Annotated in this window: 10 protein-coding genes; 3 read left to right on the forward strand and 7 right to left on the reverse strand. The window is 42.5% G+C overall.

Translation table 11 applies throughout. The annotated features are described in order from the left end of the window. The first annotated feature begins 42 nt into the window (after nt 1–42). Nucleotides 43–915 carry a succinate--CoA ligase subunit alpha gene (sucD, locus tag I5907_RS01135; protein ID WP_196988912.1) on the forward strand — a complete coding sequence of 291 codons (873 nt, stop codon included), beginning with the start codon at nt 43–45 and terminating at the stop codon, nt 913–915. Between the two features lie 251 nt (nt 916–1,166). Further along, nucleotides 1,167–2,264 carry a DNA-processing protein DprA gene (gene dprA / locus I5907_RS01140; protein WP_196988913.1) on the forward strand — a complete coding sequence of 366 codons (1,098 nt, stop codon included), beginning with the start codon at nt 1,167–1,169 and terminating at the stop codon, nt 2,262–2,264. 51 nt (nt 2,265–2,315) lie between these two features. On the opposite strand, the gene I5907_RS01145 is transcribed toward dprA, so the two are convergent. The 5 genes from I5907_RS01145 to I5907_RS01165 all read right to left on the reverse strand — a co-directional run bounded on the left by I5907_RS01145 (nt 2,316) and on the right by I5907_RS01165 (nt 10,769). Beyond that, on the reverse strand, nt 2,316–2,666 hold the full coding sequence (locus tag I5907_RS01145) for a T9SS type A sorting domain-containing protein (protein WP_196988914.1): 351 nt from the start codon (nt 2,664–2,666) through the stop codon (nt 2,316–2,318). 74 nt (nt 2,667–2,740) lie between these two features. After that, nucleotides 2,741–3,211, reverse strand: a complete 471-nt coding sequence (locus I5907_RS01150) for a redoxin domain-containing protein (protein ID WP_196988915.1) — start codon at nt 3,209–3,211, stop codon at nt 2,741–2,743. 240 nt (nt 3,212–3,451) lie between these two features. Continuing rightward, nucleotides 3,452–4,477 carry a PorP/SprF family type IX secretion system membrane protein gene (locus tag I5907_RS01155; protein WP_196988916.1) on the reverse strand — a complete coding sequence of 342 codons (1,026 nt, stop codon included), beginning with the start codon at nt 4,475–4,477 and terminating at the stop codon, nt 3,452–3,454. Nucleotides 4,478–4,706: 229 nt separating this feature from the next. Next, the gene (locus I5907_RS01160) at nt 4,707–9,548 is read right to left on the reverse strand and encodes a PKD domain-containing protein (RefSeq protein ID WP_196988917.1); all 4,842 of its coding nucleotides are present in this window, start codon (nt 9,546–9,548) and stop codon (nt 4,707–4,709) included. A 564-nt stretch (nt 9,549–10,112) separates the two neighbouring features. Then, nucleotides 10,113–10,769, reverse strand: a complete 657-nt coding sequence (locus I5907_RS01165) for a 3-oxoacid CoA-transferase subunit B (protein ID WP_196988918.1) — start codon at nt 10,767–10,769, stop codon at nt 10,113–10,115. 254 nt (nt 10,770–11,023) lie between these two features. Between I5907_RS01165 and I5907_RS01170 the strand changes: the two genes are divergently transcribed. After that, nucleotides 11,024–11,539: a cupin domain-containing protein gene (locus I5907_RS01170; RefSeq protein ID WP_196988919.1), complete on the forward strand. Its 516-nt coding sequence runs from the start codon at nt 11,024–11,026 to the stop codon at nt 11,537–11,539. On the opposite strand, the gene I5907_RS01175 is transcribed toward I5907_RS01170, so the two are convergent. Both I5907_RS01175 and I5907_RS01180 read right to left on the reverse strand, forming a co-directional pair. Then, a complete protein-coding gene (locus I5907_RS01175; protein WP_196988920.1) occupies nt 11,526–11,945 on the reverse strand; it encodes a hypothetical protein in 420 nt (139 codons plus the stop codon). The two genes, I5907_RS01170 and I5907_RS01175, sit on opposite strands and share 14 nt — an antisense overlap. Continuing rightward, nucleotides 11,945–12,511, reverse strand: coding sequence for a sigma-70 family RNA polymerase sigma factor (locus I5907_RS01180; protein WP_196988921.1), 567 nt, complete (start codon nt 12,509–12,511; stop codon nt 11,945–11,947). Before I5907_RS01180 ends, I5907_RS01175 begins: the two co-directional genes overlap by 1 nt. Nucleotides 12,512–12,516: the final 5 nt, after the last annotated feature.

Here is a 12,516-nt window from a genome sequence, read left to right on the forward strand (position 1 = left end):
AGTGCTTTCACCTATTTTTGCGCAACCGAAAAAAATTGCATCATGTCAGTATTAGTGAATAAAAATTCGAAGATCATTGTACAGGGTTTTACCGGTACAGAAGGAACTTTCCATGCAGGCCAGATGATAGAGTACGGAACAAATGTAGTAGGTGGTGTTACACCTGGCAAAGGTGGCAGTACACATCTGGATAAACCGGTATTCAATACTGTGGCAGATGCGGTAAAAAATACCGGCGCAAACGTAAGCATCATATTTGTACCACCGGCTTTTGCTGCCGATGCAATTATGGAAGCAGCCGATGCCAGTATAGCATTGGTGGTTTGTATAACAGAAGGTATTCCTGTGCAGGATATGGTGAAAGTAAAAGATTACCTGCGTGGTAAATCTACAAGATTGATCGGCCCCAACTGTCCCGGCGTTATCACCGCCGGCGAGGCTAAAGTGGGTATTATGCCTGGCTTCATTTTCAAACCAGGTAAAATCGGTATCGTTTCAAAATCCGGCACCCTTACATACGAGGCCGCAGACCAGGTTGTAAAGGCGGGCCTGGGTATTACTACAGCAATCGGTATTGGTGGCGATCCTATTATTGGAACCACCACAAAGGAGGCTGTTGAATTACTTATGAATGATGCTGATACAGACGGAATTATTATGATTGGAGAGATCGGTGGCGGTATGGAAGCTGAGGCTGCCCGCTGGATAAAAGAAAATGGCACCAAACCGGTTGTTGGTTTCATTGCCGGTCAAACTGCACCTCCAGGCCGCAGAATGGGACATGCCGGCGCTATCATTGGTGGTGCAGATGATACAGCTGCAGCTAAAATGAAGATCATGGCTGAGTGTGGCATTCATGTGGTGGCAAGCCCTGCAGATATTGGTAAAACCATGGCAGAAGCGCTAAAAAAGTAAACAAACATTTAAGTTTATAAATGACCGTCTTTACAGGCGGTCATTTTTTTATTAGCCAGGCTCCTGTAGCAATATTAAGCGTTCGTTGCGTCGCACTCTTGTACTGTTGAAGCTATATGCAGCAACTGCGAAGATCCAGGCGAATATTTCAATGGTGCATGATTTAAAGAAGCTCACCGGTACATATTATTAAATATCATCATAACTTTTAGCAAACCCTTTATCTTTATCCGTAAAAAACGGATAGCTACATGTGTCATGACACACTTTACCAGGTTGCTCTTACCATGGTTCCAAATATTGGTGCTGTTCAGGCAAAAGCGCTTATAGAGCATTTTGGCAGCGCAGAAGCTGTTTTTAAAGCCTCCGCTTCAAAACTGGGAAAGGTAGATTTGATTGGCGAAGTCAGGGCTGCCGCAGTAAAAAACTTTACTCAATTCAACCTGGCAGAAGATGAGTTGCTGTTCATTGAAAAATATAAAATACAAACTTTTTTCATAAAAGACAAAGATTACCCGCAGCGCTTGCTTAAGTGTATTGATGCGCCGGTCCTGCTTTATTACCGTGGAAATGCAGATCTTAATCATGCTAAAATCATCAGTATTATCGGCACCAGAACGAGCACAGACTATGGCAAACAGGTAACAGAAAAACTGGTGGAAGACCTTCGGGAACAGCATGTTTTAGTACTTAGCGGCCTGGCTTTTGGTATAGATGCTATTGCGCACAGGGCGGCACTTGCAAACGGGTTACCAACAATTGGTGTGCTGGCACACGGCCTTGACAATATTTACCCTCCGCAGCATAAAGCACTTGCAAAAGATATGATGTTGCAGGGCGGCTTGTTAACTGAATTCACCAGGTATACAAAGGCAGACCGGCATAATTTCCCAAGGCGCAATCGCATTGTAGCAGGCATGGCAGATGCAACTATTGTTGTTGAAACCGCCATCAAAGGCGGCAGCATGATAACGGCGGAACTGGCACATAACTATGGACGCGATGTCTTTGCCTGCCCGGGCAGAATTATTGATGCAAAAAGCGCGGGTTGCAACTATCTGATTAAAAATAACCACGCCACTTTATTAACAGATGCCCAACAGTTCGCTGAAAAAATGGGTTGGCAGAAAAAAAACAATACACGTAAAGTACAAAAAGAATTATTTATAGAATTATCTGCTGACGAGCAAACGATTGTAAATCTGCTGTCCGGCAATCCGGGTATGCATATAGACGAGTTGTTGCTGAAAAGTAACCTCAGCACCAGCGCAATAGCAGCAGGTATACTTAGCCTGGAACTTCAAAACGTTGTAATAAGCATGCCGGGTAAAATGTACAGGCTTGCCTAAACAAAAAACCACGCTGGTAAGCGTGGTTTGTAAGAATATTTTTGGCTAATCTTATTTAACAACCTGGAATTTACCTGTTTCTATTATGCGTCCATTTTTATCTGTAAGCCTGTAAACATAAATACCACGATAATAATCATTATCCAGGATTACAGTTGCTTTTCCTGATGCAAGTGAAACATCTTTCATTTTTTTTCCTGAGAAGCTGTAAATCTGCAAGATTGCATTTTTATCACCACCATTTTGAAATTCAAAATTTACAACAGATGTAGCCGGGTTGGGATAGCATTTTATAATCTTTACCTGGGTACCTGAAGCAAATGAATAACCTGTCATCAAAATTATTATGATGAAGGTTAGCAAACGCTTTGTAAGAAAAGAAATGTGTAAAATTCTATTCATAAGATAAATTGGTACAATAAAAGTACCAACATATTATTGTTTACGAATCTGCAATTTAACGTTTTTATCAAATATTAATTGAGTTCCGCTAATTTTTGGTTGATTTTTTCAAAGTCTGGCAGTTCTCCGGCATTTTCCAACACCTCTTCATACTGCACGAGGCCATCCTTGTCAATGATAAACGCAGACCTCTTGGAAACACCTTTCATCCATCCAATAAATGACTCGTACAAACAACCGTATGCTGCAGAAGCCTCTTTGTTAAAATCGCTCAGTAACGGAAAATTCAGGTGTTGCTCTTCTTTAAACCGGGCAAGGGTTTGCGGAGAATCTACTGAAATGCCAAGCACTTTTGCATTTATATTGTTATAGGCAGCAATGTTGTCTCTTACGCTGCACAGCTCTTTTGTACAAACACCTGTAAATGCCAATGGAAAAAAGAGTAGCAGTACATTGCTGCCCTGAAGATCGGCCAGGTTTACAAGGTTTCTTTCTGTATCGTACAGTTGTAACTCCGGTGCTTTTTGTCCTATTATTGTGCTCATGTTCTTTAATTGATTATTAATAATGCAAAATACAGGAACATTAACCAATCTAAGGGCCAATTGTTGAAAAACACCTCAAAAAATCAGTATTAATACTTATTGTGCAACGGTGAGACAGGAAAGATTATGCGGAAAGAAGTCCGCTTCGGTCTTCGCGGTGGCTGCGTATAGCTTCAACAGTACAAGAGTGCGACGCAACGGAAGCATCATACATGTTCTGCTGCCGGGCCCATTACTTTCCTAGAATTTTGGACAAAGTACCGCGTTTTGCGTGGTATTGTTGCGATCGAGAAAGCCTGTATAGGAAATAGCCAGCTCGAACCCGCCCCTGCCCTGGCTTGCAGTTTTTAACTGGGAAACATTGGCATCGTAACTCATAGATATGGAAAACGGGTTGTAGTCTAGTTTTATTACCGGTATAAATGCATCTTTCAACCGAAGGTAGCCGCCGGCATGAATAACATATTTCGGCTTTGTATAATCTTCTCCAATTTTTACAGAATAAGTTGCGCCGGCAATAGCTTCATTATATTCACCCTGCTTGCTAAAATCTGCCTGTATGGTAATGAAAGACGTTTCAGATGTGGTAAAGCGCATACCGCCGGAAACCACCCATTTCGGTTTCAATTCCACCGGCGGATTTTTATAAAAAGAGTTGAGCGGCCTGTTAAAATGGTGATACGCCACGCCGATGAAATAATTGTCTGTTTCACTGCCTTTTATAGAAGAGTTGTAAGACATGCCGAAGCTGCCATCCCAGTAATTATAATTTGTTTGGGTAAACAACTCGCCATCTGCCAGGCCCGGGTTATAACCATTGCCGTCATACTGATTATTGGTGGTCATTTTAGACCTGTCTATACGCCTTTGTACAAAACCACCCATAAACCCAAGTGATAAATACCTGTTCTCCACATCGCTCAAAGACTTATGATAATTAATGGCCGGGTAAATATTGGTGGTGGTAAAATTTGTAATACCCGCTTTATCGTACAATAACTGCAGGCCTGTAGTAAGAAAATCATTTCCCTGGCCTACCGGCTGTTTATATTCTGCATTCAAAGAACCGGTCTGGTAAGGTATAGTAACGCTGCCCCATTGGTTACGATATACACCCTGTACACGTATATCGCCAGCAAAAAGCCCCGCAAGTGATGGATTTCGTAAAAGAGGCGCTTCAAAAAACTGCGAAAAGTGAGGATCCTGTGCCAAAGCATGCATAGCAAAACCTGTCATTGACAGTATTATGGCGCTGGCAGCCTTCATAATATTACATTTCACATTTTTTCGTATCGGTAAACTCACAGGTCTCTGTTTTTCTTTTTTAGTTCTAAACATGCATTACGGGTTATTTATTTTATGTACCCGGCTTTTTGATCCTTTATTAAGCTCCTGTTGCGTCGCACTCTTGTACGCCATATCATTGTGCGGCAACAGCACTACCCGGTTAATTATTCTCAAACTACCATTGTAGTTCTTTAAGTATTCCTGTACACTACCTTATCAACGTTACGTTACCCTTATAACTAAGCGGTGTACCATTTTCACAAACAATATCAATAACATAAATATAAACATCTGATGGCTGCGGCTTACCCTGGTAATTACCATCCCAGCCGCCATCCTGCGTTTGATTATTTGCTGCAAAATTCCATTTCTCAAACACCGCTACACCCCATCTGTTAAATACTTTCATCGATTTAATGCTGTACAACCCTTTACCGCGTGGCAGGAATATTTCATTTACACCGTCGCGGTTTGGAGAGAAAGTATTTGGAATAAATACATTGGCATTATTGCACAACACATCAATGGTTATTTGATCGGTGGCGGTACAACCCCAGTTATTTATACCGGTACCTATATAAGTTGTTTTGGTTTTGGGAGAGGCCACCGGCTGCGCTGATACAGGTGTTTGTAAACCTGTCGGCGGCTCCCACTTCCAGGAAATTACATCCGGAGAACTGGTAGTGGTGATGGTATACTGAGAACCTGCATTAAGCGTAACAAAACTATCTTTTATAGAGAAGACAGGCAACGGCGCTACTTCTATATATACCTGCTGTGTATCGGCGAAACACCCAACATTATCACTACCTGTCACAGTGTATAAAGTACTTACAGAGGGCGTAGCTACAGGATTGCTGATACCTGGATTGCTTAAGCCTGTTGGCGGCTGCCATTGATATCTGTCAGCACCACTCGCGGCCAGTTGTATAAAACTACCGGTACATAATGTATCGCTGTTGGTTGACAATACGAGCCTGGTAGGCAATACCACGTTTACCACAACCGAGTCTGATGCCTGGCAACCAAAAGCATCGGCGCCGGTTACATAATAGGTAGTAGTTGCCGAAGGACCGGCCAACGGGTTTGTACAATTTGTGCAACTCAATGAAGCATTTGGAACCCACACATAGCTTGCCGCACCCGATGGACTAAGGGTTGCAAATGTGTTTACACATATAGACGTATCTACACCGGCGTTTACCGCAGGTAGTCCAAGTATTGTGAGGCTTTTTGACACTGTATCTGCACAACCGGTTACATCTGCAGTAGCTGTTACACTTACTGTATATACACCCGGTGCGGTATATGTATAGCTGAATGACGGCGTGTTGTATTGATTGCCATTGCCAATATTCCAAAGCCATTGCAAGGTTTCTGGAATTGCAGCCGTATCTGTTACGCCGAAAAGAACTTCACTGTTCACGCAGGCAGAATCAGTTACGCTGAGTACAAGTTTGGGCGCTTTATTTATGTCAACCTGTATTGGCAAAGTATAGGTTGAAATACATCCTGCTACGGAAGTAACCGTTTGGGTAACGAGGTAATCTCCTGATGCCTTATAATAATGGCCCGGGCTTACAACACCGGAAGTATTTCCATCACCAAAATTCCATACTACGCTTGCTAATGGATCTAATGAAACATAAGACGAATCGGTAAATAAAACCAGCGACGAATCACAACCAATACTGCCCTGGAAGTAAAACTTGGGTTTTACACCAAGTATTTTCGCTGTATCTGAAGACTCTATTGCAACCGTACAACCGCTGGAATCTTCCAGCAGCAGCCTGGGTACGAATATACCCGGAGTTGTATAAGTATAAGAAGTGCTGTCAGGTATTGTTTTCTTTACCGCACCATCACCAAAATCCCATATATATGCCACGGTACTTGTTGCAGTAGCTTTAAAATTTACAGCATGAGGAAAACAGCCATCATTATTGGTGAATTGAAATGTACCATACGGACCTTTTAACTCAACATTGCGGTAGGCGGTATCGTAGCATGTACCATAACCCTGGGCAACCAACATTATTTTGTATGGACCCGGTACTGTGTATAAATGGAATGGATCATCCAGAGTTGATGTACCGCCGTCTCCAAAATCCCAGTTTAGCGTACTGTAGTTTTGAGACTGGCTGGTAGTCTGAACAGGCAATGTACAACGAGAAGCAGAATCTGAGATTGTAAATGCGGCTATAGGATTAGAAATGGTGACAGAAGCTGGTTTAACCATCGAATCCATACAACCGTACACATCTGTTACTTTAAGTTTAACGGTGTAGATGCCTTCATTCTGGTATCTGTGCACGGGCGACTGCTGTGCAGAAGTAGTACCGTCACCGAAATCCCACGTATACTGCAACGACAAACCGGCCGATGAATCCACAAATACCACATCATTAGAGGTACACTTTAAAGTGTCGGCAATGGAAAAAATAGCATAGGGCTTGCCAATTATTACAGACGCAGCTTTAAGCACACTGTCATAGCAACCATCAGCGTCATAGACTTTTAATTGTACCGCATACGTTCCGGAATCAGCATAAGTATGTTGAAAAGGCTGACTGTTAAAAGTAGCGGTGTTACCATCGCCAAAATTCCAATCCCAACGTGTAAGTGCTGCCGTATTTGGTATTGACAAATCTGTAAACGTAAACAAAGAACCTGCGCAGGTTCCTGCTGCATTGGAAAAATCTGCTTTAGGCCCTTTGATAACAATCGGTGTTTCCGAAAAAATGGTATCGTAGCAGCCGTTGATATAGCTTACGATCATTCTTGTGTTGAATGTTGCAGCACTGTCAAAGCGATGGATAATTGTGTCGTTGTTAACACTAAAAACGGTGGTAATGCCATCGCCAAAAATCCATCTTATACCCGTAACGTTCGCCATATTAAGATTGCCTGCCGAGAATTCAATATCGTTATACTTACAGGCTTTACCTGTTAAAGGACGTGCTTTAAATTTAGGCTGCTCATCAATCACCAAAATAGTATTGGAAAGCGTATCAGAACAACCTGCATTCTTTACGATCAATGTAGCTGTGTATGTTCCAGGTGTTGTGTATGTGTGCGATGGGCTGGGTATTGTTGATGTTGAGCCATCACCAAAATCCCAGTTCCAGCTTTGTGGAGCTATCGAATTGTCCTGGAAATCCTTTATGTATGGCAAAGCACAGCTTTCATTGGTTGTAAACGCGGCAACGGGCGGGTCGATGTTAATGTAGTTCAGTCTTTCCAACGTATCACTACAACCATTCGAAGCCACAATAAGCACTACAGAAAAGTTACCTGTATCTCTGTAATGATGTATAGGGTTTTGGCTGGAGCTTGCATAGCCATCTCCGAAAAGCCACGTCCATGTATCCACATTACCAATGCTTTCATCCCTGAAATGTATACTATCAGATGCACAACCGCTTACAGGAGTGGCGTTAAAGGCAGCAACCGGTTTTGGAGAGAGATCAACTGCAGATGGTAAAGTGTATGTAGCGGTACAACCACTGACAGTGGTTACAGTTAGTGTTACATTGAATGTTCCGGTATTCTGGTATGTATGCGTAGGAGCCTGCTGGCCGGATGTAGCACCGTCTCCAAAACTCCAGAGGTATGTATCAATCTTCTCCGGGCTGGTAATGATGGCCTTGAATGGAACAGTTGCGGGTGCACAGCCTAAAAATGGTAAATTCGAAAACCCTGTTATTTTTGGCTGATTGATACGTACATAGTTCGTTCTTGTGATAGTGTGACTACAACCGCCTGCACTTGTTGCTGTTAGTTTAACAGTAAAGTTACCGCTAATGGTATAAGTATGTTGCGGTGCAAATTCGGTTGATGTTGAGCCGTCTCCAAAATCCCACAGGTATCCTGCTGCCCCGGCAGAAGTATTGTTAAATGCCACCGTTAAAGGTGCCGTACACGATGTAAGTACTGATGCAGAGTTAAAAGCCGCAACCGGCTTGCCTGTTACATTTACCGTTTTGGTCACAATACTTGTACATCCTCCAAAATTTGCAGTATAGGTAACTGTGTAAGTACCAAGGGTAGTGTATGTATGCGTAACGCTCAAGCCGGTACCTGTTGTGCCATCGCCAAAATCCCAGGTGGCTGAAACTGCAACAGGGCTGGATGAGTCCTGCATAACCGCCGGCTCGTTTATACAAATTCCCTGCGGTATGGAAAAATTGGCCGAAACGTTACCTATTGAAATAGGGTGGGTAACGGTATCAGCGCAACCAGTGCCGTTGTTTGCAATCAGCCGCACATTAAACGTTCCCGGCGTGGTGTATGTCTGCGATGGATTAGTAGCCGCAGATGTTGCGCCATTGCCAAAATCCCATGCATAAGTGAGTGGCGATGCAGAAACCGATTTATTTGTAAAATTAACCAGCGTTGGCGGGCGGCAAATGTTAGTATAATTATAATCAAAATCTGCATGCACAGAGTCTGAAGGGTTAACAATGGCTGGTTTTATTACAGATTGCTGACAACCAAAACTATTTACCAGGAATAAACTGACATTGAATGTGCCGGCCGATATGTATGTATGGGCAGGGCTTTGGTCAATTGATGAAGTTCCATCACCAAAATCCCACACCCAGCTTTGAATGGTACCACTTCCAGGGTCACTGGAATCTACAAAATTTACATCCAGGGGTATACAACCTGTTGCCGGCGAAACGCTAAACTTAGGTGTCGGCTTTGCGTAAACCGTTATATAATTTGTTTTGATTATTGAATCTTCCCCGCCTGCACCTCGTATACGAAGCTTTACTGTATAAGTACCCGGTGTAGAATAGATTGTACTGGGGTTGTCAATCGTTGATCTTACACCATTACCAAGGTCCCACAGCCATTGTGATGGAGCGCCTGACGATGCGTCTGTAAATTTTACCAGCAGAGGGCTACAGCCCGTAGTAACCGAAGCATTAAAATCTGCAGTTACCTGCGAAAAAACAACTACACATGAAAAAACCGCTATTACCAGCAGTGTAAGACGCCTGAACAAAAAAATACGATGCTGCCACAATGTGCAAATTGAGATCATAAGCTTCTACTGGTCTTCAAACTTTTAAAACAGTTAACCCGGTGTTTTTTAGAGTGTTTATTACCACACACCCACGCCTCTTGCACAGTAACGAAAGACTACCTGCTTCCTGCAATACCTGCTGCGTGTAATATTTTATAATGGGTATTTTCCATGCGGAACTTAAAACCGCATCATTCTTCACCAACTGGTTTAGAAAACGCTAAAAAACTATAAACGCTGTACGGAATTTAATATTTCGCCTGATAAAGCTTTTTTTGTCCGTTTCAGACATTTTTGCCGCATGTTATTCTGCAGTACAAGAGTGCGACGCAACGAAGATGATAAAGGCTTTGCAGCCGGGTACACACCTAAAAGGGCAATACTCATAAAAGACAGAATTTATACGGTTTAATGGCTGACTTGTGCTCTTAAGCTATCTACAACAACGCGGTAAAGTTAAGGGCATTTTAAGTTTTTTTTCAAGTTCCGGGCACCGTATTTTCAACATCATTAAAATCTGAAACATCAACAATGTCTCCAGATACGAATAAACTGCTGTAACAGATTCGGTTAACACAAAATCTACAACAACATTTCTTTTACATCATCTGCCACACGTATGCGTCCTTTTGTTTTGGCAATGACTTCTTCTACCGTTACGCCGGGCGCAGTTTCTGTCAATAAAAATCCATCTGGCGTAATCTCCAGTACGGCAAGTTCGGTTACTACTTTTTTAACGCACTTTACACCGGTAAGCGGCAAAGAGCATTCCCGAAGCAGCTTACTCTCGCCTTTAGGGTTTGTATGTTGCATGGCAACAATAATATTTTTTGCACTCGCCACAAGATCCATTGCACCACCCATGCCTTTCACCATTTTGCCGGGGATCTTCCAGTTGGCAATATCACCCGAATCGCTCACCTCCATTGCTCCCAATACCGTAAGATCAATTTTCCCGGCTCTTATCATGCCAAAACTCTCCGCACTGTCAAAGAATACACCACCCGGAATAACTGTTACGGTTTCTTTGCCCGCATTAATCAGGTCTGCATCAATTTCATCTGCCGTAGGGTACGGCCCCATACCGAGCATCCCGTTCTCACTTTGCAAAATAACCGTCATTCCCTGCGGAATAAAATTGGCCACGAGCGTTGGAATACCAATACCAAGATTTACATACATCCCGTCTTCAAGTTCCTGCGCAATTCTTTTAGCAATGCCAAATTTATCGAGTGCCATAGTGCAACATTTTATCGTTAGATATTGTGTTGTAAATGTACTCCTGTATGTGTAGCCGCCAAAATGAAAAACGTAATTGAACATTACAGGTTATCTATTACAGGCATTATTTTTTGTATGTCAGCTGCATTACTACTATCACCGCCTGTTGCGTCGCACACTTTAACTGCAACAATACAATTGGGCAGTAGCACAACCGGTCTCTGTACACATAACCATACGCAATAAAAACCTTTTGATCATTATATTTACGCATGCATAACCAGGCTATAAACGCAGCTGCATTAATAGCTGCATACAATATGCTTCCACATCCTGAAGGAGGCTTCTACAAAGAAACATACAGGTCTTTCGAAACAGTGGACAAAGCTGCTCTGCCAGCGCGGTTTAAAGGAGACCGGAGTTTTTCGACCGCTATTTATTTTTTGCTGCAACAGGAAAACTTTTCGGCATTTCATCGTATTCAAAGTGATGAATGCTGGCATTTTTATGCCGGTGATTGCCTGCTTATTCATGTTATAGATGTAAACGGACAACTGACCACCACAAGGCTTGGCTGTAGTGTTTTAAATGGGGAGCTATTCCAGTTTGTTGTACCGGCGGGTTGCTGGTTTGCATCTGAGCCGGCAGCAGAAAGCAGTTTTTGCTTTGTGGGTTGTACGGTCTCCCCGGGTTTTGATTTTGAAGATTTTGAACTTGCCGGCAGGAACAAGCTTGTAACACAATACCCGCAACACGCAGCCATTATTAACAGGCTTACCCGTGTATAGATTTGTGTTGCATTACAAAAGCGGTTGTAATAATATTTTTTTTCTGGCTTTCCCGTTCGCGTTGTATGCGAATGATCCATGCACCAATAATGCATAACAACAATATAATGATTGCTGCAACTACAACCCAGGTAAGGTTTTTAATAGCTCTTTTCTTTTTTCTTTCCTTTGGTACTTCCAGTTGCTGGTGCAGCTTTTTATTAAGTTGCGATACATAATCTTCCAGCCTGGCATTAGAAGAAAAATCCTGTAAACCTTCTACAGCATCATTCATAAAATCATCATCAGCCATTTGCTTTTCCACAGCATGAATATCACTGGCATCAGCATTACCTGCAAGATACCTGCGTAACTGATCTTCATTCAACTGATCATCGTTGGCTAATATGTTTCCAAGGTCTGCCATTATTGATTCATCTTTCTTTCTACAAGTATTTTCAGGTTTCGTTTGCCGTTTTGTATATAGCTCTTCACCTGCATAAGGGTAAAGCCGGTAACAGAGGCAATCTCGTTATAACTTTTCTTTTGCAGGTAAAATAAAGTTACACATGTTTTCTGCTCTTCGGTAAGTTCTTCCAGAGAATCGCCGATGTGATTTAGTATGGCATCCTTTTCCTGTAAGGTTACTGCATCTGTTGTTTCAGCTGCTATGGGCATATGATCCTGTATCTCTTTTATTAACCTGCCACTTTTGTCTCTCAGCTTCATCAGGCAATGATTGCGTGCAACCATGTATAACCAGCTCTTAAAATAATCCACCTTATATTTCTGTAATTCAGTAATTACTTTCAGGAATATTTGTTGTACCGCGTCTTTTGCTTCTTCTTCATTCTTCAGGTACTTCATACATACACCAAGCAACAACATGGTATAGCGCTCCAGCAATACACCAAGCAACTGGTTGTTTTGCTCTGCATAATAGCGGTCGAGCAATTGCTGATCGGTGATATTTGTGTATGCGTTCTTGTTCACGCCTT

Source organism: Panacibacter microcysteis (assembly GCF_015831355.1).
Taxonomy (GTDB): Bacteria; Bacteroidota; Bacteroidia; order Chitinophagales; family Chitinophagaceae; genus Panacibacter; species Panacibacter microcysteis.

Coding starts and splice junctions, on each gene's coding strand:
- I5907_RS01165 (WP_196988918.1), bottom strand. CDS start 10,769: ATGGCACTCGATAAATTTGGCATTGCTAAAAGAATTGCGCAGGAACTT.
- sucD (WP_196988912.1), top strand. CDS start 43: ATGTCAGTATTAGTGAATAAAAATTCGAAGATCATTGTACAGGGTTTT.
- I5907_RS01145 (WP_196988914.1), bottom strand. CDS start 2,666: ATGAATAGAATTTTACACATTTCTTTTCTTACAAAGCGTTTGCTAACC.
- I5907_RS01175 (WP_196988920.1), bottom strand. CDS start 11,945: ATGGCAGACCTTGGAAACATATTAGCCAACGATGATCAGTTGAATGAA.
- I5907_RS01170 (WP_196988919.1), top strand. CDS start 11,024: ATGCATAACCAGGCTATAAACGCAGCTGCATTAATAGCTGCATACAAT.
- dprA (WP_196988913.1), top strand. CDS start 1,167: ATGTGTCATGACACACTTTACCAGGTTGCTCTTACCATGGTTCCAAAT.
- I5907_RS01150 (WP_196988915.1), bottom strand. CDS start 3,211: ATGAGCACAATAATAGGACAAAAAGCACCGGAGTTACAACTGTACGAT.
- I5907_RS01155 (WP_196988916.1), bottom strand. CDS start 4,477: ATGAAGGCTGCCAGCGCCATAATACTGTCAATGACAGGTTTTGCTATG.
- I5907_RS01160 (WP_196988917.1), bottom strand. CDS start 9,548: ATGATCTCAATTTGCACATTGTGGCAGCATCGTATTTTTTTGTTCAGG.